Consider the following 24,180-nt stretch of genomic DNA (forward strand, 5'->3'; position numbering starts at 1 on the left):
CTGTAACACCGCCGCCCCGGCCTGTTGAACCCTCACGCTTCTGTGATGGAATGCGCTAACATGGCGAGAGACCATGTCCGCCCACGCCGCCCGAGGCCCACTCGCCGGACCTCTTCCCTCGCTGGCCGAACGCGCCGCCGCGCTCGTCGCGGCGGAGTGGGACCGCTGGCCGCTCTGGCTGCCCGTGGCCATGGGGATCGGGGTGCTCGGCTATTTCGGCCTGACGGCCGAGCCCTCGCCGGTCTGGCTGGCAGTGCCCTTGCCGCTCCTTTGCCTCAGCCTCGCCCTGCGCGGGCGCCTTCCCCTGGCGGGAGCGGGATTCGCGCTGGCCGGCGCCCTGGCCCTCGGCTTCGCGGCGGCGCTGCTCCACGCGCGGCTCGCGCCGCCCCTGCCGGAGCTTCCCCGAACGGCGGCCATCATCGCCGGCCGCGTGGCCTCGGTGGACATCCTGCCGGAGGGCCGGCGCGTGACCCTAGACGAACCGCGGCTCGACGGCGGACCGCCTCTCGCCCGCCAGCTCCGCATCCGCCTGCGCCCAACCGATCCGGCGCGTCCGGCACCGGGCGACGGGATTGCCCTGCGCGCCCTGGTGCGTCCGCCCATGGCACCCGCCTATCCCGGTGGCTTCGACTTCCAGCGCGCCGCCTTCTTCTCCGGCCTTGGCGGCTCCGGCTTCGCGCTGGCCCCCGCGACGGTCACTCCTGGCAGCTCGGCGCCGTTCTTCCCCGGCCTGCGCGCCGCCATCGAGGCGCGGGTGACGGGGAGCCTGCCCGGGGCCACGGGCGCGGTCGCCGCCGCGCTGCTGACGGGTTCGCAGGCCGGCATTCCCGCGGTGGATCTGGGGGCGCTGCGGGATTCGGGGCTGGCGCATCTTCTCTCCGTCTCGGGGCTCCACGTCGCCATCGTCACCGGGATCGGCTTCGTGCTGCTGCGGGCGGCCATCGCTGCCATCCCCTGGCTCGCGCTCCGGCTGGACTCGAAGGCGGCCGCGGCCCTGCTCGGCCTCGCACTGGGCGGTGCCTACACGCTGCTGACGGGGGGAGGGGTGCCGATGATCCGCTCCTTCGCCATGGCGGCGCTGGCGACGCTCGCGGTGCTCACCGGCCGACGCGCCCTCTCGCCGCGCGCCCTGGCCCTTGCGGCGGCAATCGTGCTGCTGGCCAATCCGGCGGCGATCACGGGCCCCTCCTTCCAGATGTCCTTCGGCGCGGTGCTCGCCCTGATCGCGGCGGCGGAGGCGCTGCGCGGCGCGGGGCAAGCCCTTCGTGCCCGCGGCCCGGCTGGGCGCGCCGCCGCGGTGCTGCTGGGGCTGACGGCCACCTCCCTCATCGCCGGGGCCGCCACCACGCCCTTCGGCCTGCACCATTTCGGGCGCCTTCAGCTCTACGGCGTGGTCGCCAATGCCGTGGCCGTGCCGCTCACCTCCTTCCTCGTGATGCCTGCGGGGATGCTGGCCCTGTTCCTCATGCCCCTCGGGCTGGAAGGGCCGGCGCTGGCCGCCATGGGCTGGGGCGTAGATGGCACGTTGCTGACGGGCCGAATCGTCGCGGCCTGGCCCGGCGCGGCGATGACCGCCCCGCCCATCCCGGGCTGGGGGCTCGGCCTTTTCGCCCTCGGCCTGTGCTGGCTCTGCCTCTGGCGCCTCCCCTGGCGCTGGGCCGGGGTACCGCTGATGCTGGCGGGGCTATTCTCGGGTTCCATGAGCCGCCCGCCCGATCTGCTCGTTGCGGCGGACGGGCGGCTGCTGGCGCTATCCACCCCCGCGGGTGTCCTCGTCGAGCGCGCCTCGGGGGCGAGCCGGATCACCCGCGAATCCTGGCTGCGAAGCTGGGGGGAGGATGAGGCAGCGGCCTTCCCGGCCGAAGGGGAGGCGGCGGACGGCCTCGTCCGCTGCACGGCCTCGGCCTGCCTGCTCCGCCCGCGGCCGGGGGCCGCCGACGCGATCCTCCTCAGGGCACCGCGCGAGGCGAGCAGGCCCCGGCGCGGCCAGGCGCCGCCGCCCCCGCCCGTGATGGCCGAGGCGGGCTGCGGGAAGGCGGCGGTGATGCTCTCCCTCGAGCCGATCCGGGGCGGGTGCCGGCAGACCCCGCGAATCGACCGCTTCTCCGTCTGGCGGGACGGCTCGCACGCCCTCTGGCTCGGACCGGAGGGGGCGGTGATCCTCTCGGACCGCGCCTCGCGGGGCGACCGCCCCTGGGTGCCCCCCGTGCCGCTGCCCCGCTCCCGCCCCCAGGAGGAACCCCTGGCGGAAACGGAAGGGGACCGCTGAAACGCGAACGGGCCGGAAGGCATGCGCCCCCCGGCCCGCTCGGCCCCCTCAGGGAGGGGTCAGTGGTAGCGGCGAACGAGGCCGACGAGGCGGCCCTGAACCTTCACCCGGTCCGGCCCGAAGATGCGGGTCTCGTAGCGGGGGTTGGCGGCCTCCAGGGCAATCGAGTTGCCGCGGCGGCGCAGGCGCTTCAGCGTCACCTCGTTCTCATCCACCAGCGCCACGACGATGGCGCCGTTATCGGCCACGTCGCCGCGGCGGATGATGACGGTGTCGCCGTCGAGGATGCCGGCCTCGACCATCGAATCGCCCGAGACCTCCAGCGCGTAGTGCTCGCCCCCGCCGAGCATGGCGGCGGGCACCTCGACGCTCTCGCCCCCGTCGCGCAGTGCCTCGATCGGCAGGCCCGCGGCGATCCGGCCGTAGAGCGGGAGCTGGACGGCGGCAGCATCGTTCGCGGTGCGGACGGCGCCGGGCAGGTTCTGCGCGAAATTGCCGCGGATGACATTGGGCGCGAAGGCCGGGGCGGGCGCGGCGGGCTGGGCAGCCGCCGCGGCGGGCTGAGCAGCAGCTTGGGCCCCGCGCGTGGCGAGGCTGTCCGGCAGGCGCAGCACCTCCAGCGCGCGGGCGCGGTGGGCGCGGCGCTTGAGGAAGCCGCGCTCCTCCAGGGCCGTGATCAGGCGGTGGATGCCGGACTTCGACTTGAGGTTCAGCGCCTCCTTCATCTCCTCGAAGGAGGGGGAGAAGCCGGTGTTCCGCAGGTGCCTGTCGATGAAGATGAGCAGCTCGTGCTGCTTCCGGGTGAGCATGGTGCGGGCGTCTCCCAGGGGGGTGGGGCAGTCTCGTGCACGAACAAACGGGCAACCGACCTGGAAGTTCTATGAAAGTTCTCCCGCGTCGGTCAATGCCGCGCTTCACACGCCGAGGGAGGAAAACTCCACAACCCGAACCACCGTCCCCGCCACGGCAGCCGGCGCATGGGGAGGGCGCACCAGCAATCCCCCGGCATGGGCGAGGGCGGAGAGCATGGAACTGTCCTGGACGGGTAGGGGCGTGGCCACCAGCCCGCCCTCTGCATCCTCCGCCAGGGTCGCGCGCAGGTAGTCCTGGCGCCGGTCATTCGCCGCCATGTCGGCCCCGAGAAGGGCGGGGCGGGTCTCCACCGGACCGGCGGGCAGGCCCGAGAGGCGGCGCAGGGCGGGGATGAGGAAGAGCACGGCGCAGACGAGTGCCGAGACGGGATTGCCGGGCAGGCCGAGCAGCGGGGTTCCGCGCAAATCCCCAAAGATCAGGGGCTTGCCCGGCCTCATTGCGATCTTCCAGAAGTCCAGCTTCAGCCCCATGGGCGCGAGCGCGGCCTGGACGAGGTCGTGCTCCCCCACGCTCGCCCCGCCCGTGGTGACGAGCAGGTCGAGGCGCCGCCCGGCCTCGGCGGCCTCGGCGATGGCGTCGCGGTCATCGGCCGCGATGGGCAGGACGAGCGGTTCGCCCCCCGCCGCGCGCACCAGCGCTGCCAGTGCGTGGGCGTTGGAGGAGACGATGCCCCCCTCCGGCACGGCCTCGCCGGGAAGAACGATCTCGTCCCCCGTGGCGAGGATGCCGATGCGCGGACGGCGATGGACGTGAAGCCAGGGATGGTTCCCCGCCGCGGCGAGGCCGATGTCGCGTGCCGTCAGCCGCCGTCCGGCGGGGATGAGCAGCTCGCCCGCCCGGAAGTCGAGCCCGGCGCGGCGGATGTGGCGCCCGGGGCGGGGGGCTTCGGTGGGGGAGACGTGGTCGCCCTCGGCGGCCGCGTCCTCCTGCAACAGGATCGTGTCGGCCCCGGGCGGAACCGCCCCGCCGGTGAAGATCCGCACCGCCTCGCCCGGCCCCACGCTGCCCGGGAAGGGATGGCCGGCCGGCGAGGCGCCGATCACCCGCAGCCCTATCCCGACCGAGGCATCGGCGGCGCGCAGGGCGTAGCCGTCCATGGCCGAAACATCGGTGGGAGGCTGGGTCAGCCGGGCTTCCAGCGGGCGGGCGAGAACCCGGTCCCAGCCCTCTGGCAAGGCCACACTCTCCGCGCCCGTGGGGGAGAGAACCGCCAGGATGCGGTCCAGCGCTTCCTCAACCGGGATCATCAGGAAGCCTCGTAAGCGCCGGATTTTCCGCCTGACTTCCGGGTCAGCCGCACGGCCTCGATCCGCATCCCGCGATCGGCCGCCTTGACCATGTCGTAGATGGTGAGGGCCGCGACCGTGACCGCCGTCATGGCCTCCATCTCGACCCCCGTCCGCCCGGCGGTGCGGACGGTTGCCGCGATCTCCACCGCGCCGGGCTCCGCCAGTTCCAGCTCGATCGAGACGGAGGAGAGGGGCAGGGGATGGCAGAGGGGGATGAGGTCCGCGGTGCGCTTGGCCGCCATAATCCCGGCCAGCCGCGCGACGCCGAGCACGTCGCCCTTGCCTGCGCGGCCCCCGGCGATGAGGGCCAGAGTTTCCGGCTGCATGGTAATGCGGCCCCGCGCGGTCGCCTCCCGCACCGTCTCGGCCTTGGCCGAGACATCGACCATGGCCGCCCGGCCGGCCGCGTCGAAATGGGTCAGAGGACCGCTCGCGCGGTCCTCGCCCGTGGTCAGAGGATCGCTCGCGCGGTCCTCGCCCGTGGTCAGGGGGCTGCTCAAGCGGCCTGCACCAAGAGGCGCGCGGCCTCGCCCGGGTCGGGCTGGCGCAGCAGGTGCTCGCCCACCAGGAGGCAGCGCGCGCCGGCATTCGCCATGCGGCGCACGTCCTCGGGCGTGCGGATGCCGCTCTCGGCGACGGGGATGCGGTCGGCCGGGATGAGGGGGGCGAGGCGCTCGGTCACCGCGATGTCGGTCCGCAGCGTGCGGAGGTCGCGGTTGTTCACGCCGATCAGCCGCGTCTCCAGCCCGAGGGCTCGCTCCAGCTCCTCCTCGTCATGCACCTCGACCAGCACGCCCATGTCGAGGCCGCGCGCGACGTCCTCGATGGCCGAGGCCTCGTCGTCGGTCAGCGCGGCCATGATGATGAGGACCGCGTCCGCCCCCATGGCCCGGGCCTCGAAGACCTGCCAGGGATCGATCATGAAGTCCTTCCGCAGCACGGGAAGCCCTGTCGCCTCCCGCGCCAGGCGGAGGTGCTCGGCGGTGCCCTTGAAATAGGGCTCGTCGGTCAGCACGGAGAGGCAGCAGGCGCCGGCGGCCTCATAGGCGCGGGCGATACCGGCGGGGTCGAAGGGCTCGCGGATGAGGCCGCCCGAGGGGGAGGCGCGCTTCACCTCGGCGATCAGCCCGATCCGCATCTCCGCCACGGCATCGCAGAGCGCCTGGGTGAAGGGGCGGGGGCGCCCGCCGTCCCGCGCGCGCCGCTCCATCTCGGAGAGCGGGGTCTCCTGCATGCGCGCCTGCACCTCCACGCGCTTGTCGTCGAGGATCTTGCGGAGCGTGTCCGAGAGGGGCGCGTCCACGGGCGGAAGGGTCTGGTCCATGATGGCCTGTTCCTGGCGCTCTTCCGCCGCGCGCGTCAAGCGGCAGCTCCCACCGCCGGGATCACGCCGCGGTGGCTGAGCGCAGCCGTTCCAACGCCCGCATGGCCGCGCCGGAGGCAACCGATTCGGCGGCCAGCGCCGCTCCCGCCCGGAGATCCGTCACCCGTCCCGCCACGATCAGCGCCGCGGCGGCGTTCAGCAGCACGCAATCCCGGTAGCCGCCGGCCTCGCCCCTGAGCACGCCGAGCAGCGCCTCGGCATTCTCGCCGGGCTCGCCGCCGCGAAGCGATTCGGCGGGGTGGCGGGGCAGGCCCGCCTCCTCCGGCGTGATCTCGAATTCCCGGATCACGCCGTCCTTCAACTCCACGACATCGGAGGGGCCGGCGATCGTCAGCTCGTCCAGCCCCTGCCCGTGCACGAGCCAGGCGTGCTCGGTGCCGATCCGGGCGAGCGTCTCGGCCATGGGGCGCAGCCATTGCGGGGCGAAGGCGCCGGTCATCTGGCGGCGGACGCGGGCCGGGTTCGTCAGCGGTCCCAAGAGGTTGAAGATGGTCCGCGTGCCCAGCTCCATGCGCGGGCCGGCGGCGTGGCGCAGCGCCGCGTGGTGACGGGGCGCCATGAGGAAGAGGATGCCGGCCTCCCGGATGACCTGGGGCAGGCGCTCGAAGGGCACGTCCGTGTTCACGCCGAGCGCGGTCAGCACGTCCGAGGCGCCCGCGCGGGAGGAGAGGGCGCGGTTCCCGTGCTTGGCCACGGGCACGCCGCATCCCGCGACCACGAGCGCCGCGGCGGTGGAGATGTTCACCGTGCCCGCCGCGTCCCCGCCCGTGCCGACGAGGTCGATCGCGCCCTCCGGCGCCTCCACCGCCACCATGCGGGCGCGCATGGCGCGCACGGCGCCCGTCATCTCCGCCACCGTCTCGCCGCGCACGCGCATGGCCATCAGCATCCCCGCGATCTGCGCGGGGGTGGCCTCGCCGGCCATCACGGTGCCGAAGGCGGCCTCCGCCTCGCTCTCGGCGAGACGCTCCCCGGCGGCGAGCCGGGCCAGGACTGGCTTGAGCGACACCTCAGGCGGCCCGGAGGGTCTCGCCCCGCGGCGGCAGGTTGATCCCGGCCATGCGGAGAACGTTGGCCAGCATGTCGTGCCCGTGGTCGGAGGCGATGCTCTCCGGGTGGAACTGCACGCCCCAGACCGGCATGTCGCGATGGGAGAGGCCCATGATGAGGCCGTCGGCCGTCTCCGCCGTCACTTCCAGCTCCTCGGGCAGGTCCTCCCGCCGGACGACGAGGGAGTGGTAGCGCGTGGCGCGCACCGGGCTGGGCAGGCCGGCGAAGACGCTGGACCCGCCGTGATGGATGTCGTGGACCTTGCCGTGGACGGGTTCGGGCGCGCGCACCACCGCCCCGCCGAAGGCCTGGCCGATGGCCTGGTGCCCGAGGCAGACGCCGAAGACCGGCACGCCCTTGCGCGAGGCCGCGCCGATGAGGTCGAGGCAGATCCCCGCCTCATCAGGCGTGCAGGGGCCGGGGGAGAGGACGATGGCGCGCGGCTTCATCTCCAGCGCCTGGTCCACGGAGAGCGCGTCGTTGCGCCAGACCTGCGCTTCCGCGCCCAGATCCCCGAGGAAGTGGACGAGGTTGAAGGTGAAGCTGTCGTAGTTGTCGATGAGCAGGATCATGGCGCCCTCACTTCGTCCCAGGGGAGGCGCCGGGTCAAGCGGGGAGAGGGTGGTCGACGGCGCCGGACGGCACCCCCGCCCGGCATGGGGGGCGGGTGCCGCCGCCGGCGGGAGGTCTGCTGGCGCCCTACTTCCGCACGGCCGCGAAGCGCACGGCCTCCTCGGCGGCGCGGAACAGGGCGCGGGCCTTCTGGCGCGTCTCCTCGTACTCCGCCTCGGGATCGCTGTCGGCCACCACCCCGGCCCCGGCCTGGACGGACATCACCCCGTCCTTCACCAGCGCCATGCGGAGCCCGATGCAGGTGTCCATCCCGCCATCGGCGCCGAAATAGCCGAAGCAGCCGGCATAGACGCCCCGGCGGGAGGGCTCGGTCTCCTCGATGATCTCCATCGCCCGCACCTTGGGCGCACCCGACAGCGTGCCGGCGGGGAAGCCGGCCACCAGGGCGTCGAGGGCGGTGAGGCCCGGGCGCAGGCGCCCCTGCACCTCGCTGCCGATATGCATGACCTGGGAGTAGCGCTCGATCCCGAACTGGGCGGTCACGCGCACGCTGCCGATCTCGGCCACCCGGCCCACATCGTTGCGGCCGAGGTCGAGCAGCATGAGGTGCTCCGCCCGCTCCTTCGGATCGGCCAGCAGCTCCCTCTCCAGCGCGAGGTCCTCCTCGGGCGTCGCGCCCCGGCGGCGCGTGCCGGCCAGCGGGCGGACGGTCACGGTGCCGTCGCGCAGGCGGACGAGGATCTCGGGGCTGGCGCCCACGGCCGCGAAGCCGCCGAAGTCGAAGTGGAAGAGGAAGGGCGCCGGGTTCAACCGCCGCAGCGCGCGGTAGAGGGCGAAGGGCGGCAGGGCGAAGGGCGCCTGGAAGCGCTGGCTGAGCACGATCTGGAAGGCGTCGCCCGCCGCGATGAGATCCTTCCCGCGCTCCACCGCCTCGATGAAGCCCTCCCTGGTGAAGTTGGAGCCCGGGTTGCCCGGGGCGGGCAGGGCGGCGGGGGGCGCGGGGCGCGGCACGGGGCGGTCGAGCGCCGCCTCCGCCTCGTCCAGCCGGGCCTGGGCGGCGTCATAGGCCGCGCGCGCCGTCTCCCCCCGGTCGGCATGGACGGGGGCGCAGAGGGTGAGGATGTCCCGCACATGGTCGAAGACCGCGATCACGGTCGGGCGGGTGAGCAGCGCCTCGGGGATGCCCAGCACGTCGGCGTTCTTCGCCGGCAGCCGCTCCATCTGGCGGACCATGTCGTAGCCGAGATAGCCGAACAGCCCGGCCGCGCAGGGCGGCAGGCCCTGGGGCAGCTCCATGCGGCAGGCCTCGATGAGGGCGCGCAGGCTCTCCAGCGGAGGCGCCTCCTCCGCCACGAAGGCGTGGGGGGCGGAGAGGGCGTGGCGGTTGATCTCCGCCCGCCCGTCGCGGCAGCGCCAGACGAGGTCGGGCGCGAGGCCGATGGCGGAGTAGCGGCCGCGGCTCTGCCCGCCCTCCACGCTCTCCAGCAGGAAGGTGTTGGGCCGCCCCTCCGCGAGCTTGAGGAAGGCGCCGACAGGGGTGTCGAGATCCGCCACGCGCTCGCGGAAGATCACCTGCCCGCGCCCGGCCTCATGGGCGGCGGCGAAGGCGGCGTAGCTGTCGCTGGCACTCATCGGGCGGCCACCTGCTCCATCGCCGACGGGTTGATCGTGACATTCGCGCGGGCGCGCAGGGCGGCGGCGAACTGGGCCTCCAGGTCGTCCTGCATCGACTGCTCCACCTCGTTCTTCACCCGCGCCTGCCCCTCGGCATCCGCCGCCACATCGGCGGGCACGATCTCGACGAGGCGCGCGACGGCGTAGCCATCGGAGGTCTGGGCCATGGTCACCTCGCCCGGCTTGGCGGCGAAGAGGCCGGGGAGCAGCCCGCCGGGAATGCCGCCGGGGGCCGCGGCCCCGGGGTCGCGGAGGGAGGGGCCCATGCGAACCGGCTCCACCCCGGCCTCGCGCGCGGCCTCGGTGAAGTCCTTCCCCCCTTGGCCCGTTCCCTGGGCAGCGCCGAGCAGGGCGGCGGCCCGCTCCTCCTGGGCCCGGCGGCGGGCGTCCAGCGTCCAGGCGCGGCGCACCTCGGCCTCGACCTCGGCGAAGGGCTTCAGCGCCGCCGGGGTGACGCGGGGCACGTCGAGGGCGAGGAAGCCGTTGCCGGCCTCGGCCACGCGGGTGCCGGCCCCGGCGGGGCCCGCGAAGATCGCCTCCAGCACCCCGGCGCGGGCCACGGGGCCGCCGGGCAGCTCCACGCGCCGCCCGTCCGGGCCGTTGCCATTGCGGTCCACCGTCACGCGGATGGCGGCGAGGCCGAAGCGCTGCGCAGCCTCCTCGACCGTCGCGCCGCCGCCGAGCGCGTCCTCCAGCTTGTTCGCCTCCTCGAAGGTGAGGTCGGCGGCTTTCTCGCGGGCGAGGAAGTCGCGGGTCTCCGCGCGCAGCTCCTCGATCGGCTTGCCGGCGGCGGCCTGCACGGCCGTCACCTTCATCACGTGCCAGCCGAAGGGGCTCTGGATGGGGTCGGTCACACCGCCCTCGGGCAGGGCGAAGACGGCGGCGGCGATGTTCTCCACCGGCATCTCGCCGCGGCTCACCTGACCCATCTCCAGCGCGGTGCCGCCGGCGCCCTCGGCCTGGCCGCGGATGGCGGCGAGATCGGCGCCCCCGGCCCAGGCGGCGCGGATGGCCTCGGCGGCCTCCCTGGAGTTCACCAGCGCCTGCTCCACCGTGCGGCGCTCGGGCGTGCCGGTCCGCTCGCGCTGCGCCTCCAGCCCGGCCTCGACCTCGGCGTCGCTCACCGCCACGCGCGGCAGGAGCGTCTCGGCCGAGAGAAGGGCGAGGGCGGCCTCGCGGTACTCGGGCGAGGAGAACGGCGCCGGGTTGTTCTCGTGGAAGCGGGTGAGCTGGGCCTCGGTGGGCTCGGGCGGCTCGGGGGCATTGAGAAGGGGGAACTCGGCCACCTCCGCCACGCGGCGCTCCCCGGCGAAGGCGAGGAGCTGGCGGGCCAGGGCCTCCGGCGCCCGCGCCCCGGCGCGCACGGCCCCGACGAGCTGCTGCCGCTCCAGATCCGCCACCACGAGGCGGGTGAAGTCGCCCTCGCTCAGGTCGTTCTGTCGGAGGAATTGCTGCAGGATCAAGGGGCTGAACCGCCCATCCGCACCCTGGAAGGAAGGAATGGAGAAGGTGTAGGCGCGCACCGCCTCGACCGAGGCCGCGACGCCCATGCGCCGGGCCTCCTGCCTCTGGGCGCGGGAGGCGATCAGGTTCTCCACGGCCTGGCGGGCGACCGCCTGGCGGAACGCCTCGTTCGCCTCGAAGCGCGGGCCGAGCTGGCGCTGCAGGCGCTGGGTCTCGCGCCGGGCGGCGTCCTGCGCCTCCGTGAGCTCGATCGCCTCCCCGCCGACGCGGGCCACCGCATTGTCCCGCCCGAGGTTTCGGACCACGTCCTCGATTCCCCAGACCGCGAAGGAGAGGACCAGGAGGAGGAACAACCCCTTGGCGAACCAGGTGCCGGCGAGGCGGCGGAACGCGGTGATCATGGCAATGCCCCTGTGGGGAAGGCGGAAGACGCGCAGCCCGTAGCGCACCCCGGCCCGGTTGCCAAACGCCCCCACCGCCGATAGGCGCTGCAGACGAGCCGTAACGCCAGGAGACCGCATGACCCCCGATGTCCGCCCCCTCATCGCCGGCAACTGGAAGATGAACGGCACGCTGCGCGAGGCCGCCGCCCTGGCCGAGGGCGTGCGCGCGGGGCTGGAGGGGGTGAGGGGCGCGGACCTGCTGATCTGCCCGACCTTCCTCCACCTGCACGTCGCCGCGGCCTCCATGGGCTGGAAGCCGGTGGCGATCGGCGGGCAGGACTGCTCGGCCGAGGCGAACGGGGCCCATACGGGCGACGTCTCCGCCGCCATGCTGGCCGATGCCGGCTGCGGCTACGTCATCCTCGGCCATTCCGAGCGCCGGGCGGACCACGGGGAGAGCGACGCCCTGGTGCAGGCGAAGGCCCGCGCGGCCATCGCGGCCGGGCTGATCCCCATCGTCTGCGTCGGCGAAACCGAGGCGCAGCGGGACTCGGGGGAGGCGGAGGCGGTCGTCGCCGCCCAGCTCGCCGGTTCCCTGCCGCCCGATTTCGCCGGGGCCAAGGGGGTGGTGGCCTATGAGCCCGTCTGGGCCATCGGCACCGGCCGCACGCCGACGAATGACGACATTGCCGCCATGCACGGGCGGATGCGGGCCGAGCTGGCCGGGCGCTTCCCCGGCGCGGGCGAGACGACGCGCCTCCTCTACGGCGGCTCGGTGAAGCCCTCCAACGCCGCGGCCATCCTGGCTCTGCCGAACGTGGACGGCGCGCTGGTGGGGGGCGCCAGCCTGAAGGCCGAGGACTTCCTGGCCATCGCCGCGGCCGTTCCCGCCTGAATCCCTTTCCTCGCATCACGGAACGGGTCTAGAAGCCGCCCACCATGACCACCGTCCTCCTCGTCCTGCATTTCTTCGTCGCCGCCGCCCTGATCGGGGTGGTGCTGCTGCAGCGCAGCGAGGGCGGGGGGCTGGGCATCGGCTCGTCCCAGGGCATGGGCAGCTTCATGACGGGGCGCGGCACCGCCAACCTGCTGACGCGGGCGACGGCGGTGCTGGCCACGCTCTTCATGGCGCTCGCGCTCGCGCTCGGCCTGCTGAACCAGGGCACGGGGCGGCAGCGCTCCATCTTCGACCAGTCGCCCCCGGCCGCGACCGGTGCCCCGGGCACGGCCCCGGCTACCCCGGCCGCGCCCGCCCTGCCGCCGGCGCCGAGCGTCCCGACCAACTGATTCGTTCCCGGGCGCGGCGCCCCGCAAGGAGGGTGCCGCGCATGGCTTCCCTGCGTCCGCGCCCCCTGGCCGCGGCGTTTCAACGCGCGCTATAAGGGCCACCCATGACGCGGTACGTATTCATCACCGGCGGCGTGGTCTCTTCCCTCGGAAAAGGCATTGCCGCCGCATCCCTCGCGGCGCTCCTCCAGGCGCGCGGCCACAAGGTCCGGCTCCGGAAGCTCGACCCCTATCTCAACGTCGATCCGGGCACGATGAGCCCGTATCAGCACGGCGAGGTCTTCGTGACCGATGACGGGGCGGAGACCGACCTCGACCTCGGGCATTACGAGCGCTTCACCGGAGTTCACGCCAACCAGGCCGATGCCTGGACGACGGGGCGCATCTACTCCGACGTGATCGCGAAGGAGCGGCGCGGCGAGTATCTCGGCGGCACCGTTCAGGTGATTCCCCACATCACCGACGCCATCAAGGAGGGCATCACCTCCGGCGTCGAGGACTACGACTTCGTTCTCGTCGAGGTCGGCGGCACAGTGGGCGACATCGAGAGCCTGCCCTTCCTGGAGGCGATGCGCCAGCTCGCCAACGAGCTGGGGCCGCGCAACTCCCTCTTCGTGCACCTGACGCTTGTGCCCTGGATCGCCTCGGCCGGCGAGCTGAAGACGAAGCCGACGCAGCACAGCGTCAAGGAGCTGCTGGGCCTCGGCATCCAGCCGCAGATCCTGCTCTGCCGCTGTGACCGGCCGATCCCGGAGAACGAGCGGCGCAAGATCGCCAATTTCTGCAACGTGCGGCCGGAGAGCGTGATCCCGGCGCTCGACGCCTCGTCCATCTACGCGGTGCCGTTGCAGTACCATGCCGAGGGTCTGGACCGCGAGGTGCTGCGCCACTTCGACATGTCCGTCTATGGCGAGCCGGACCTCTCCCGCTGGCAGCGGATCGTGCAGTCGCTCCAGCAGCCGGAGGGCGAGGTCACCATCGCCGTCGTCGGCAAGTACATGTCCCTGCTCGACGCCTACAAGTCGCTCGGCGAGGCGCTGGCCCATGGCGGCATCGCCCACAACGTGAAGGTGCGGCTGGACTGGGTGGACAGCTCCATCTTCGAGGGGGAGGGCGCGACCAAGCGGCTGGAGGGGGTGCACGGCATTCTCGTGCCCGGCGGCTTCGGCGAGCGCGGCTCGGAGGGCAAGATCCGCGCGGTGCAGTTCGCGCGCGAGCGCGGCGTTCCCTTCCTCGGCATCTGCTTCGGCATGCAGATGGCCGTGGTCGAGGCCGCGCGGAACCAGGCGGGGATGCCCGGCGCCTCCTCCACCGAGTTCGGCCCCTGCGACGACCCCGTGGTCGGCCTGCTGACGGAGTGGAAGCGCGGCAACCAGGTGGAGCGCCGCGCCGAGGGCGGGGACCTCGGCGGCACGATGCGCCTCGGCTCCTACCCCTCCCTGTTGGCCGAGGACTCGCTGGTGCGCGAGATCTATGGCGGCCGCGCGGAGATCATGGAGCGCCACCGCCACCGCTACGAGGTGAACGTGAACTACCGCGAGAGGCTGGAGGCCACCGGCCTGCGCTTCTCCGGCATGTCGCCGGACGGCGTGCTGCCCGAGATCGTGGAGCGGCCGGACCATCCCTGGTTCCTCGGCGTGCAGTACCACCCCGAGCTGAAGTCCAAGCCCTTCGAGCCGCACCCCGTCTTCGCCGGCTTCATCGGCGCGGCGGTGCGCCAGGCGCGGCTGGTCTGAGGCCGTTGTCCGGGCCGTCCCCTCACGGACGGCCCGCTGACGGGATTGTCACCCTCGCTCCGTGAATAACCGTCATTCCCCCCGCGCGTTGTCCGCCGGCCCGGCACGACCATAACTGCCGGGCACGGCCCGCCGCTGCGGCGGGCGGCAGATGAAGGGATGCGTGGCGATGGCAAGGGTTCTCGTCCTCTATTACTCCAGCTACGGCCATATCGAAGCGATGGCGCATGCGGTGGCCGAGGGCGCCCGCGCCGTCCCCGGCGTGACCGCGGATGTGAAGCGCGTGCCCGAGCTGGTGCCCGAGGAAGTCGCCCGGAACTCTCACTACAAGCTGGACCAGGCGGCCCCGGTGGCCGTGGTGAACGAGCTGCCGGACTACGACGCCATCATCATCGGCACCCCGACCCGCTACGGGAACATGGCGTCGCAGATGAAGAACTTCCTCGACCAGACCGGCGGGCTCTGGGCGCGCGGGGCTTTCAACGGGAAGGTCGGGTCCTGCTTCACCTCCACCGCCAGCCTCCATGGCGGGCAGGAGAGCACGATCCTCGCCACCAACAACGTGCTCTACCACCTCGGTATGGTGATCGTCGGTCTGCCCTACTCCTACGGGCCCCTGCAGGACGTGACGAAGGTGCAGGGCGGCACGCCCTATGGCGCGAGCACCGTGGCGGGCGGCGACGGCAGCCTGAAGCCGACGGAGGACGACCTCGGCGCCGCCCGGTTCCAGGGCGAGCACGTGGCGCGGATCGCGGCCAAGCTCGCGGCCTGAGCGGCGGGGCGGGCAGGGGGGCTCCCTTGCCTGCCAACCCTCCCGGGCCTATCCGACTTCCGTCCCGATTCAGGGGACGGAGCCGGGAGAGAGCACCGAATGAGCGCCATCGCCGACATCATCGCCCGCGAGGTCCTGGACAGCCGCGGCAATCCGACGGTGGAGGTGGAGGTTGTGCTGGACAGCGGCGCCCTCGGCCGCGCCATCGTCCCCTCCGGTGCCTCCACCGGCGCGCATGAGGCCGTGGAGCTGCGGGACGGCGACAAATCCCGCTACGGCGGCAAGGGCGTCCGCAAGGCGGTGGCCAATGTCGAGGGCGAGATCTTCGACGCCCTGTCCGGCCTCGACTCGACCGATCAGGTGAAGATCGACGAGACGATGATCGAGCTGGACGGCACCCCCAACAAGGGCCGGCTGGGGGCGAACGCTCTCCTCGCCGTCTCGCTCGCCAATGCGAAGGCGGCGGCCGAGCATTACGGCCTGCCCCTCTATCGCTATGTCGGCGGCACCTTCGCCCGCACCCTGCCGGTGCCGATGATGAACATCATTAATGGCGGCCAGCACGCGGACAACCCGATCGACATCCAGGAATTCATGATCATGCCGGTGGCCGCCGGCACGATGTCGGACGCCGTGCGGATCGGCTCCGAGGTGTTCCAGGCGCTGAAGAAGAAGCTGCACGACGCCGGCCACGCGACGAATGTCGGCGACGAGGGCGGCTTCGCGCCGAACCTGAAGAGCGCCGAGGAGGCGCTGGACTTCATCTCCCAGGCCTGCGAGGCGGCCGGGCACCGCGTGGGCGAGGACATCATGTTCGCCCTCGACTGCGCCTCCACCGAGTTCTTCAAGAACGGCACCTACGACATGGAGGGCGAGGGGAAGAAGCTGGATGCGGCGGGGATGGTGGACTACCTCGCCGGCCTCTGCGGCAAGTACCCCATCGTCTCCATCGAAGACGGCTGCTCCGAGGACGACTGGGAGGGGTGGAAGCTCCTGACCGAGCGGCTGGGCAAGACCGTCAACCTCGTGGGCGACGACCTGTTCGTGACCAACCCGGAGCGGCTGCGCCAGGGCATCGAAGCCGGGGTGGGCAACGCCATCCTGGTGAAGGTGAACCAGATCGGCACGCTGACCGAGACGCTGGAGGCGGTCGAGACCGCGCACCGCGCCGGCTACAAAGCCGTGATGTCGCACCGCTCCGGCGAATCGGAGGACGCGACCATCGCCGACCTCGCCGTGGCCACGAACTGCGGGCAGATCAAGACGGGCTCCCTCTCCCGTTCCGACCGCCTGGCCAAGTACAATCAGCTCATCCGCATCGAGCAGGGCCTCGGCCCGGCCGGGCGCTATGCGGGCCGGAGCGTGCTGCCACGCGGGCGCTAGGACCGGCCGCCGCGCTGGAGCGATTCCGGCGCGGCTTCGGTGCAACGTCCACAGCTATTTCTGCGCTATCCCTCTGAGACGGCTTGCGCTTTCGAGGCACGCCGATTTTACTCGGGGGCAGGGGATCATTCCGATCGGCCTAAGCTCTTCGGGGGAGGGGCAGTTGGCTTTCTTTAAGGGGGTGAAGCGCCGGGCGCAGGCCTTGGTGCTTCCAGTAATTTTCTTCGCGCTGTGCGGATACTTCGCGCATCACGCAATGCACGGCACGCGCGGCATTCTGGCGCGCGAGGCCCGCAACGCGGAGATCGCCGCTGCGCGCATCGTCCTCGCCGAAGCCGAGGCGGAGCGGGACAGCATGGAGCGCAAGGTGGCCGGGCTGCGCGCCGAGCACCTTGACCGCGATATGCTGGAGGAACGCGCCCGCGCGCTGCTGAACGTGGTGTCGCGGGACGAGATCATCGTGCCTTATCCGCCGAACCGCCGGCTCTTCTGAGGGCCGGTTCTCTTCGGGATATTCGCGGCGCGCCGGAACTCCGGCGCGCTGTTTTCTTTTGTTCGTATCGCCGCGTGTCGGTGGCCAGGAGGTCGGGCTTAGCCGGTCCGGACAGCCCTCCGGTTGCCGAAGCGCGGGATTCCTCGCGGCCAAGGTGCTTAACCAGAAAGCGGTTAATCGTTCTGTTGCACCGCAACATCAATGACTTAGGTGAGTCTTGTAGCTTGCTGATCGGGAGCGGCGACCGTATCTGCCCGGAAAGGGCGGCCTCCCGGCCGGCTGGAACGCAGGAGCACCCCCCGATGGCGCTTGGGATGGACAATGCGGCGAAGCGCCGCAACGGACGCGGCAACGACTCGCCGGCCCAGCCCGGCCACAACCAGGACATCCTGGGCAAGGCCTATCGCGAGATGCTGCTCATCCGCCGCTTCGAGGAGAAGGCGGGCCAACTCTACGGCATGGGGCTGATCGGCGGCTTCTGCCACCTCTATATCGGCCAGGAAGCCGTCGTCGTCGGCATGCAGATGACGCTGCAGGACGGCGACGAGGTCATCACCTCCTACCGTGACCACGGCCATATGCTGGCGACCGGCATGGAGGCCCGCGGTGTGATGGCGGAGCTGACCGGCCGCATCGGCGGCTACTCCAAGGGCAAGGGCGGGAGCATGCACATGTTCTCCCGCGAGAAGGGCTTCTACGGCGGCCACGGCATCGTGGGCGCGCAGGTCTCGCTCGGCATCGGCCTTGCTTTCGCGAACTGGTACCGCGAGGACGGCAAGGTGGCGCTCGCCTATTTCGGCGAGGGCGCGTCGAACCAGGGTCAGGTCTATGAGAGCTTCAACCTCGCCGCGCTGCTGAAGCTGCCCTGCATCTTCATCATCGAGAACAACCGCTACGGCATGGGCACCTCCGTCGAGCGCGCCTCGGCCTCGAAGGACCTGTCGAAGAACGGCGCGCCCTGGGGCATTCCGGGCGAGCAGGTGAACGGCATGGACGTGCTGGCGGTGAAGGCGGCCGGCGAGCGCGCGGTGGCCCACTGCCGCGAGGGCAAGGGGCCCTACCTACTGGAGATGCAGACCTACCGCTACCGCGGCCACTCCATGTCCGACCCCGCGAAGTACCGCACGCGCGAGGAGGTGCAGAAGATGCGCGAGCAGAGCGACTGCATCGAGACCGTGCGCAAGCTGCTGCTGGAGGGCGGCACGAGCGAGGCCGACCTGAAGGCAGTGGACGACGAGGTGAAGGCCATCGTGCAGGACGCGGCGGAGTTCGCCCAGTCCAGCCCCGAGCCCGACGAATCCGAACTCTGGACCGATGTTCTGGTGGAGAGCCGCTGAGATGGGCGCGACGATCCTGATGCCCGCCCTTTCGCCGACGATGACCGAGGGCAAGCTCAGCCGCTGGCTGAAGAAGGAAGGCGACGAGGTGAAGTCCGGCGACGTGCTCGCCGAGATCGAGACCGACAAGGCCACCATGGAGGTGGAGGCCGTGGACGAGGGCAAGATCACGAAGATCCTCGTCCCCGAGGGCACCGAGGGCGTGCAGGTGAACTCCGCCATCGCGGAGCTGGACGGCGGCGACGGCAGCGCGGCGCCGGCCGGCAACACCGCGACGCCCGTGGCGGAGCAGGGCAGCAAGCCCGCCGCCCCGCAGGGCCCGGAATCGAATGCCACGCAGCACGGTGGCGAGGTCGCCCAGGTTGCGAAGACCGCCGAGGATTACGGCCAGGTCTCCGCTCGCGGCGCCGAGCGGCGCGAGGGGGTGGCGGCCGAGGCGAAGTCCACCGCCCAGCCCGAGAAGGACTGGGGCCCGACCAAGCCCACCACCGTGCGCGAGGCGCTGCGCGACGCGATGGCGCTGGAGATGCGCGCCGACAAGGACGTGTTCCTGATGGGCGAGGAGGTCGCCCAGTACCAGGGCGCCTACAAGATCTCGCAGGGGCTGCTCGACGAGTTCGGCCCGAAGCGCGTGCTCGACATGCCGATCACGGAGTACGGCTTCACCGGCATGGCCGTCGGCGCGGCGCTGACCGGGCTGAAGCCGATCGTCGAGTTCATGACCTTCAACTTCTCGATGCAGGCCATCGACCACATCATCAACTCGGCGGCGAAGACGCTCTATATGTCGGGCGGCCAGCTCGGCTGCCCCATCGTCTTCCGCGGTCCGAACGGCGCCGCCGCCCGCGTGGCGGCGCAGCACAGCCAGGACTACACCTCCTGGTACGCGCATGTCCCCGGGCTGAAGGTGATCGCACCCTGGTCCGCGGCGGATGCGAAAGGCCTGCTCCGCGCCGCCATCCGCGACCCGAACCCGATCGTCTTCCTCGAGAACGAGATCCTCTACGGCCAGACCTTCGAGTGCCCGGTGGATGAGGACTTCATCCTCCCCATCGGCAAGGCGAAGGTGGAGCGCCAGGGCTCGCACGTCACCATCGTCGCCTACTCCATCATGGTGGGGCTGGCGATGCAGGCGGCGGAGGAGCTGGCCAAGGCGGGGATCGAGGCGGAGGTGATCAATCTCCGCAGCATCCGCCCGCTCGACATCGACACCGTGCTGGACTCCGTCCGCAAGACGAACCGGCTCGTGACGGTGGAGGAGGGCTGGGCCTTCGCCAATATCGGCAGCGAGGTCGCGATGCAGGTGATCGAGGGCGCCTTCGACTATCTCGACGCGCCCCCCGCCCGCGTGGCCGGCGCCGACGTGCCGATGCCTTACGCCGCCAATCTCGAGAAGCTGGCGCTGCCGACGGTGGCGCAGGTGGTCGAGGCGGCGCGCAAAGTGACCTACAAGTAAGGGGCGCGGCACATGGCCACCAATATCCTGATGCCCGCCCTCTCTCCGACGATGACGGAGGGGACGCTCGCCCGCTGGCTCAAGAAGGAGGGCGACACGGTCAAGTCCGGCGACGTGATCGCCGAGATCGAGACCGACAAGGCGACGATGGAGTTCGAGGCCGTGGATGAAGGCATCCTCGGCAAGATCCTCGTGCCCGACGGCACCGAGGGGGTGAAGGTCAACCAGCCCATCGGTGTGATGGTGGAGGAGGGCGAGGCCGTCCCCTCCGGCGGTACCTCCGCCGCCGGCGGCACGGCCGGCGAGGCAGGGCCGGCTCCGTCCCCTTCCGGCAGCGTTGCGATGGAAGGCGTGCAGGCCGCGGGCGGCAAGGTCGCGGGCGCGGCCGAGCAGCCGATCACCCCGCCCGCGCCCACGGGCGGCAACCCCGCCCCGGCGCCGTCTGCCGCGCCGGCCGGGCAGGGGGGGCGCGTCTTCGCCTCCCCGCTCGCGCGCCGCATGGCGGAGCAGGCCGGGATCGACCTCGCCTCGGTGAAGGGCTCCGGCCCGAACGGGCGCGTCGTGAAGTCGGACATCGAGGCGGCCCAGGCCGCGCCGAAGCCGGCCGCCGCGCAGCCCGCCCCGCAGGCCGCAGCGCCCGCCCCGGCACCCGCCGCGCCGGCTCCCGCGCCCAAGCCCGCCGCGCCCGTGATCACGGCGCCGCACAAGGCCGTGCCGCATTCCTCCATGCGCAAGGTCATTGCCCGCCGCCTGTCGGAGAGCAAGCAGACCGTCCCGCACTTCTACGTCTCGATCGACGTGGAGCTGGACGCGCTGATGAAGCTGCGCGCGGACCTGAACGCGCGCTCGCCCAAGGACGGACCGAACGCCTACAAGCTCTCGGTGAACGACCTCGTCATCAAGGCGACGGCGGCCACGCTGCGCAAGCTGCCCCAGACCAACGCGACCTGGACCGACGACGCGACGATCATCTACGACGACGTGGATATCAGCATCGCCGTTTCCATCCCCGACGGCCTGATCACGCCCATTATCCGCCGCGCCGACCAGAAGGGCCTGGCGACCATCTCCAACGAGATGAAGGACCTCGCCGCCCGCGCGAAGTCCGGCAAGCTGAAGCCCGAGGAGTTCCAGGGCGGCGGCTTCTCCATCTCGAACATGGGCATGTTCGGGGTGAAGCAGTTCTCGGCCATCATCAACCCGCCCCAGGCCGGCATCCTCGCCGTCTCGGCGGGCGAGAAGCGGCCGGTGGTGAAGGACGGGCAGCTCGCGGTGGCCACGGTGATGACCGTGACGCTCTCGGTCGATCACCGCGTGATCGACGGCGCGCTGGCGGCGGAGTGGGTTTCCACCTTCAAGTCGATCGTCGAGGACCCGCTGAGCCTCATGCTGTGAGGGGCGCGGCGGGCGGCGCGGGGTGGTGAGAGTGGCGGGGCGCGGGCGGCACGGCGCGCTCGCGGCCGCGCTCGCCTTCCTGGTCTGCTTCGCTGCGCTGCTCGCCGCGGGGTCGCGGGTTCCGCCGCGCGACCTCGCCCATTTCGACCAGAAGTTCTACGTGGCGACCGCCTGGGACCTGGTGCGCTGGGGCACCTTCTCCGACGGCTTCTTCGACCGGGTGGACAGTTCCACCGAGCCCCCGCCGCCCGGCATGTTCCTCGGCCCCGGCTACCCCGTGCTGCTTGCCGGGCTGATGAGGCTCGATCCCGCGCTGCGGGAGGCGGCGGGTTGCGCTGTGCGGCACCTGCCCTCGGACGACGCCGCCGCGCGCTGCCCGGCCTATCGCGGGCTGGTCGGCTGGGTGAATGACGCGCTCGTCGCGGGGGCGCTAGCGCTACTCCTGCTCGCCGCCCTGCGCGTCACCGGACGTCCTGCCGTGGCCGTGCTGGCGACGGCTCTCGGGCTCGCGGCCGCGCTCGGCTATGCCAAGCTCTTAAACCTCGCGATGACGGAGAGCCTCGCCCTCTTTCTCTTCTCAGCCGCCACCCTTCTCTTCCTTGTGGCATTCGAGGGGACAAGGCGCTGGGCGGCGCTGGCGGGCGGTGCGGCACTGGGCCTGCTGATCCTCACCCGGCCCAGCCATATCGTGCTCGCGCCGTTCGCCCTTGCGGCACTGCTTCTCTTCGCGCCGCGGCGCCTGATGACAGGCGCGCTCTTCGGGCTCGGTCTCGCCGCGGCGCTGCTGCCCTGGGCTGTCCGGAACGAGCTGGTGCTCGGGCGCTTCGCGCTCACCGCGGGCTACGGTCCTGCCGTACTGATCGAGCGGATGGCCTATAACGGGATGACGCCGCGCGAGTTCGGCCTGTCCTTCCTCTACTGGCTTCCGGATTTCGGGGACGCGCTCACCGCGCGGCTCTTCGGGCCTGAAGCAGCGGCGCGGCTGGATTGGGACCGGCCCGGCAGCCTTTACGACATCGGCCAGCGCCGTCGCCATGCGGCACTGGAAGCGCCCGGCGGGGTGGATGCGGCGCTGCCCGTCCTCTTGCGCGAGGAGGTGCTCGGGAAGCCGGTGGCCTATGTGGGATCGACCCTCTCGCTCGCCTGGCGCGGCCTCTGGGTCGGGCGCTATTGGGGCTTCGCGATGATCCTCCTGCTGCCGCTGGGGATCGCCGCCGCGCGGCGGGCGGGGCGGCTCACCCCGCTGCTCGTCTATGCCGCGCCCGCCTGGATCATGCTCGCGGTCCATGCGGGCGCCTCGGTGAACCAGGACCGCTACAACCTGGCCCTGATTTTCGGCCTCTCGACCGCCGCTTCCCTGGCGATCGCCTCGCTCGCCTCGCGCCGCTGGCCGGCGCTGGGCGTCGCGGCCGAAGGGGGGAGGCGGGCATGACGGTGGGGCAGGGCATCGCAGGAGCGGCCTTCACCCTGCGGGACGCGGAACCGGCAGATCTGCCGGAGATCCTGCGCATCGTGCGGGAACTCGCGGAGTACGAGCGGCTCGGCCATGCGGCCGTGGCGACGGAGGAGGATTTCGGCCGTCTCCTCTTCGGCCCGGCGCCGCTGCTCCACGCCGTCCTCGCCGAGCGCGAGGGGCGCGTGGTGGGTGGCGCGCTGTGGTACAACAATGTCAGCACCTTCACCGGTCGGCCGGGCATCCATCTGGAGGATGTCTATGTCGAGCCCCGTCATCGAGGCCTCGGCATCGGCCGCGCCTTCTTCCGCCACCTCGCCCGGCTGGCGCTGGAGCGGGGCTGGGCGCGGCTGGACTGGCAGGTGCTGGACTGGAACGAGCCCGCGATCCGCTTCTACGAGGGGCTGGGCGCGGCGGCGCTGGATGACTGGCGCGGGCGACGGGTGAGCGGCGACGCGCTCCGTCGCTTGGCCGAATAAGGAAGGGAGGCCGGCATGGCCGATCAATACGATCTCGTGGTGGTGGGCGGCGGGCCCGGCGGCTATGTGGCGGCCATTCGCGCCGCGCAGCTGAAGATGAAGGTCGCGCTGGTCGAGCGCGAGAATCTCGGCGGCATCTGCCTCAACTGGGGCTGCATCCCGACCAAGGCGCTGCTGCGGGCGAGCGAGATCAACCATCTCCTGCACACGCTGGATGCCTATGGCTTCGCCGCCGACAACATCCGCTTCGACTTCCAGAAGGTGGTGAAGCGCTCCCGCGCCGTTGCCGGCCAGCTCTCGGCGGGCGTGAAGGGGCTGATGAAGAAGAACAAGGTCACGGTGGTCGATGGCACGGCCAAGCTCGCCGGGCCCGGCAGGCTCTCCGTCACGAAGGACGGCAAGCCGGTCGCCGACCTTCAGGCCAAGAACATCATCCTCGCCACCGGCGCCCGCGCGCGCGTGCTGCCCGGGCTGGAGCCGGACGGGAAGCTCGTCTGGTCCTACCGCGAGGCGCTGGTGCCGGACACCATGCCGAAGTCGCTCATCGTCATCGGCTCGGGCGCGATCGGCAGCGAGTTCGCTAGCTTCTTCCTCAACATGGGCGCCCAGGTCACGCTGATCGAGGTGATGGACCGCATCCTGCCCGTGGAGGACGCGGAGATCAGCGCCTTCGTGCAGAAGTCGTTCACGAAGCAGAAGATGAATGTCCTGACCGGCGCGAAGCTCGGCCAGATCACCAAGACGTCCGACTCCGTCACGGTCAGCGTCGAGGCGGGCGGGAAGCAGCAGACGATCACGGCCGACCGGCTCATCTCGGCAGTCGGCATCGTCGGCAATGTCGAGGATCTCGGCCTTGAGGGCACGAAGGTGAAGGTGGAGCGCACCCACATTGTCACCGACGAGCTGTGCCGCACCGGCGAGCCCGGCCTCTACGCGATCGGCGACGTGGCCGGCGCTCCCTGGCTCGCCCACAAGGCCAGCCACGAGGCGATCATCTGCGTCGAGGGCATCGCCGGGATGCACCCGCACCCGCTCGATGCCATGAACATCCCGGGCTGCACCTATTGCCGCCCGCAGGTGGCGAGCGTCGGGCTGACGGAGGCGAAGGCGAAGGAGGCCGGGCACGAGGTGCGCGTCGGGCGCTTCCCCTTCATCGGCAACGGCAAGGCCATCGCGCTCGGCGAGCCGGAGGGGATGATCAAGACCGTGTTCGACGCGAAGACCGGGGAGCTGCTGGGCGCCCATATGGTCGGGCCGGAGGTGACGGAGATGATCCAGGGCTACACCGTGGCCCGGACGCTCGAGACCACCGAGGCCGAGCTGATGCACACGGTCTTCCCGCACCCGACCGTCTCCGAGGCGATGCACGAGGCCGTTCTTGATGCATACGGCCGGGTGATCCACATCTAGGCCCAGACCGCTTCCACCCC

21 protein-coding genes are annotated in these 24,180 nt (G+C 71.8%); 13 read left to right on the forward strand and 8 right to left on the reverse strand.

The window, feature by feature from the left end; translation table 11 throughout:
- The first annotated feature begins 73 nt into the window (after nucleotides 1-73).
- On the forward strand, nucleotides 74-2,269 hold the full coding sequence (locus FHS87_RS07380) for a ComEC/Rec2 family competence protein (protein WP_184515649.1): 2,196 nt from the start codon (nucleotides 74-76) through the stop codon (nucleotides 2,267-2,269).
- Nucleotides 2,270-2,328: 59 nt separating this feature from the next.
- Here FHS87_RS07380 and lexA read toward each other — a convergent pair whose 3' ends face one another.
- The 8 genes from lexA to FHS87_RS07420 form a co-directional block, all read right to left on the reverse strand.
- The gene (lexA, locus tag FHS87_RS07385; RefSeq protein WP_184515652.1) at nucleotides 2,329-3,078 is read right to left on the reverse strand and encodes a transcriptional repressor LexA; all 750 of its coding nucleotides are present in this window, start codon (nucleotides 3,076-3,078) and stop codon (nucleotides 2,329-2,331) included.
- 105 nt (nucleotides 3,079-3,183) lie between these two features.
- On the reverse strand, nucleotides 3,184-4,389 hold the full coding sequence (locus FHS87_RS07390) for a molybdopterin molybdotransferase MoeA (protein WP_184515655.1): 1,206 nt from the start codon (nucleotides 4,387-4,389) through the stop codon (nucleotides 3,184-3,186).
- A complete protein-coding gene (gene moaC, locus FHS87_RS07395) occupies nucleotides 4,389-4,853 on the reverse strand; it encodes a cyclic pyranopterin monophosphate synthase MoaC (protein WP_456306607.1) in 465 nt (154 codons plus the stop codon). The genes FHS87_RS07390 and moaC overlap by 1 nt, the downstream gene beginning before the upstream one ends.
- 74 nt (nucleotides 4,854-4,927) lie before the next feature.
- Nucleotides 4,928-5,755: an indole-3-glycerol phosphate synthase TrpC gene (gene trpC / locus FHS87_RS07400; protein WP_184515657.1), complete on the reverse strand. Its 828-nt coding sequence runs from the start codon at nucleotides 5,753-5,755 to the stop codon at nucleotides 4,928-4,930.
- A gap of 61 nt (nucleotides 5,756-5,816) precedes the next feature.
- The gene (gene trpD, locus FHS87_RS07405) at nucleotides 5,817-6,824 is read right to left on the reverse strand and encodes an anthranilate phosphoribosyltransferase (protein WP_184515660.1); all 1,008 of its coding nucleotides are present in this window, start codon (nucleotides 6,822-6,824) and stop codon (nucleotides 5,817-5,819) included.
- Between the two features lies 1 nt (nucleotide 6,825).
- Nucleotides 6,826-7,437, reverse strand: coding sequence for an anthranilate synthase component II (locus tag FHS87_RS07410; protein WP_184515662.1), 612 nt, complete (start codon nucleotides 7,435-7,437; stop codon nucleotides 6,826-6,828).
- 127 nt (nucleotides 7,438-7,564) lie between these two features.
- Nucleotides 7,565-9,070 (reverse strand): anthranilate synthase component I, encoded by a 1,506-nt coding sequence (gene trpE, locus FHS87_RS07415; protein ID WP_184515664.1) that lies wholly within the window; start codon nucleotides 9,068-9,070, stop codon nucleotides 7,565-7,567.
- The gene (locus FHS87_RS07420) at nucleotides 9,067-10,977 is read right to left on the reverse strand and encodes a peptidylprolyl isomerase (protein WP_184515666.1); all 1,911 of its coding nucleotides are present in this window, start codon (nucleotides 10,975-10,977) and stop codon (nucleotides 9,067-9,069) included. Before FHS87_RS07420 ends, trpE begins: the two co-directional genes overlap by 4 nt.
- 118 nt (nucleotides 10,978-11,095) lie before the next feature.
- Here FHS87_RS07420 and tpiA point away from each other — a divergent pair, with 118 nt between their 5' ends.
- The 12 genes from tpiA to lpdA all read left to right on the forward strand — a co-directional run bounded on the left by tpiA (nucleotide 11,096) and on the right by lpdA (nucleotide 24,160).
- Nucleotides 11,096-11,854, forward strand: coding sequence for a triose-phosphate isomerase (tpiA, locus tag FHS87_RS07425; RefSeq protein ID WP_184515668.1), 759 nt, complete (start codon nucleotides 11,096-11,098; stop codon nucleotides 11,852-11,854).
- Between the two features lie 44 nt (nucleotides 11,855-11,898).
- Complete coding sequence (gene secG / locus FHS87_RS07430) at nucleotides 11,899-12,246, forward strand: preprotein translocase subunit SecG (protein ID WP_184515670.1); 348 nt, start codon at nucleotides 11,899-11,901, stop codon at nucleotides 12,244-12,246.
- Between the two features lie 104 nt (nucleotides 12,247-12,350).
- Nucleotides 12,351-13,982 (forward strand): CTP synthase, encoded by a 1,632-nt coding sequence (locus tag FHS87_RS07435; RefSeq protein WP_184515672.1) that lies wholly within the window; start codon nucleotides 12,351-12,353, stop codon nucleotides 13,980-13,982.
- 169 nt (nucleotides 13,983-14,151) lie between these two features.
- On the forward strand, nucleotides 14,152-14,754 hold the full coding sequence (wrbA, locus tag FHS87_RS07440) for an NAD(P)H:quinone oxidoreductase (protein WP_184515674.1): 603 nt from the start codon (nucleotides 14,152-14,154) through the stop codon (nucleotides 14,752-14,754).
- Between the two features lie 99 nt (nucleotides 14,755-14,853).
- Nucleotides 14,854-16,137: a phosphopyruvate hydratase gene (gene eno / locus FHS87_RS07445; RefSeq protein ID WP_184515676.1), complete on the forward strand. Its 1,284-nt coding sequence runs from the start codon at nucleotides 14,854-14,856 to the stop codon at nucleotides 16,135-16,137.
- Between the two features lie 163 nt (nucleotides 16,138-16,300).
- Nucleotides 16,301-16,630: an FtsB family cell division protein gene (locus FHS87_RS23675; RefSeq protein WP_246418165.1), complete on the forward strand. Its 330-nt coding sequence runs from the start codon at nucleotides 16,301-16,303 to the stop codon at nucleotides 16,628-16,630.
- A gap of 314 nt (nucleotides 16,631-16,944) precedes the next feature.
- Nucleotides 16,945-17,967, forward strand: a complete 1,023-nt coding sequence (pdhA, locus tag FHS87_RS07455) for a pyruvate dehydrogenase (acetyl-transferring) E1 component subunit alpha (RefSeq protein ID WP_376766425.1) — start codon at nucleotides 16,945-16,947, stop codon at nucleotides 17,965-17,967.
- A 1-nt stretch (nucleotide 17,968) separates the two neighbouring features.
- The gene (locus tag FHS87_RS07460) at nucleotides 17,969-19,423 is read left to right on the forward strand and encodes a pyruvate dehydrogenase complex E1 component subunit beta (protein WP_184515684.1); all 1,455 of its coding nucleotides are present in this window, start codon (nucleotides 17,969-17,971) and stop codon (nucleotides 19,421-19,423) included.
- Between the two features lie 12 nt (nucleotides 19,424-19,435).
- Nucleotides 19,436-20,818, forward strand: coding sequence for a pyruvate dehydrogenase complex dihydrolipoamide acetyltransferase (locus FHS87_RS07465; protein ID WP_184515688.1), 1,383 nt, complete (start codon nucleotides 19,436-19,438; stop codon nucleotides 20,816-20,818).
- A 31-nt stretch (nucleotides 20,819-20,849) separates the two neighbouring features.
- Nucleotides 20,850-22,250 carry a hypothetical protein gene (locus tag FHS87_RS07470; RefSeq protein WP_184515690.1) on the forward strand — a complete coding sequence of 467 codons (1,401 nt, stop codon included), beginning with the start codon at nucleotides 20,850-20,852 and terminating at the stop codon, nucleotides 22,248-22,250.
- The gene (locus FHS87_RS07475) at nucleotides 22,247-22,750 is read left to right on the forward strand and encodes a GNAT family N-acetyltransferase (RefSeq protein ID WP_184515693.1); all 504 of its coding nucleotides are present in this window, start codon (nucleotides 22,247-22,249) and stop codon (nucleotides 22,748-22,750) included. The genes FHS87_RS07470 and FHS87_RS07475 overlap by 4 nt, the downstream gene beginning before the upstream one ends.
- Nucleotides 22,751-22,765: 15 nt before the next feature.
- Nucleotides 22,766-24,160, forward strand: a complete 1,395-nt coding sequence (gene lpdA, locus FHS87_RS07480; protein ID WP_184515696.1) for a dihydrolipoyl dehydrogenase — start codon at nucleotides 22,766-22,768, stop codon at nucleotides 24,158-24,160.
- Nucleotides 24,161-24,180 lie beyond the last annotated feature (20 nt).

Origin of the sequence: Muricoccus pecuniae, assembly GCF_014199205.1 — a bacterium.
GTDB classification, from domain to species: domain Bacteria; phylum Pseudomonadota; class Alphaproteobacteria; order Acetobacterales; family Acetobacteraceae; genus Roseomonas; species Roseomonas pecuniae.

Coding starts and splice junctions, on each gene's coding strand:
- FHS87_RS07380 (WP_184515649.1), top strand. CDS start 74: ATGTCCGCCCACGCCGCCCGAGGCCCACTCGCCGGACCTCTTCCCTCG.
- lexA (WP_184515652.1), bottom strand. CDS start 3,078: ATGCTCACCCGGAAGCAGCACGAGCTGCTCATCTTCATCGACAGGCAC.
- FHS87_RS07390 (WP_184515655.1), bottom strand. CDS start 4,389: ATGATCCCGGTTGAGGAAGCGCTGGACCGCATCCTGGCGGTTCTCTCC.
- trpC (WP_184515657.1), bottom strand. CDS start 5,755: ATGGACCAGACCCTTCCGCCCGTGGACGCGCCCCTCTCGGACACGCTC.
- FHS87_RS07410 (WP_184515662.1), bottom strand. CDS start 7,437: ATGATCCTGCTCATCGACAACTACGACAGCTTCACCTTCAACCTCGTC.
- trpE (WP_184515664.1), bottom strand. CDS start 9,070: ATGAGTGCCAGCGACAGCTACGCCGCCTTCGCCGCCGCCCATGAGGCC.
- FHS87_RS07420 (WP_184515666.1), bottom strand. CDS start 10,977: ATGATCACCGCGTTCCGCCGCCTCGCCGGCACCTGGTTCGCCAAGGGG.
- tpiA (WP_184515668.1), top strand. CDS start 11,096: ATGACCCCCGATGTCCGCCCCCTCATCGCCGGCAACTGGAAGATGAAC.
- secG (WP_184515670.1), top strand. CDS start 11,899: ATGACCACCGTCCTCCTCGTCCTGCATTTCTTCGTCGCCGCCGCCCTG.
- FHS87_RS07435 (WP_184515672.1), top strand. CDS start 12,351: ATGACGCGGTACGTATTCATCACCGGCGGCGTGGTCTCTTCCCTCGGA.
- wrbA (WP_184515674.1), top strand. CDS start 14,152: ATGGCAAGGGTTCTCGTCCTCTATTACTCCAGCTACGGCCATATCGAA.
- eno (WP_184515676.1), top strand. CDS start 14,854: ATGAGCGCCATCGCCGACATCATCGCCCGCGAGGTCCTGGACAGCCGC.
- pdhA (WP_376766425.1), top strand. CDS start 16,945: ATGGACAATGCGGCGAAGCGCCGCAACGGACGCGGCAACGACTCGCCG.
- FHS87_RS07460 (WP_184515684.1), top strand. CDS start 17,969: ATGGGCGCGACGATCCTGATGCCCGCCCTTTCGCCGACGATGACCGAG.
- FHS87_RS07465 (WP_184515688.1), top strand. CDS start 19,436: ATGGCCACCAATATCCTGATGCCCGCCCTCTCTCCGACGATGACGGAG.
- FHS87_RS07475 (WP_184515693.1), top strand. CDS start 22,247: ATGACGGTGGGGCAGGGCATCGCAGGAGCGGCCTTCACCCTGCGGGAC.
- lpdA (WP_184515696.1), top strand. CDS start 22,766: ATGGCCGATCAATACGATCTCGTGGTGGTGGGCGGCGGGCCCGGCGGC.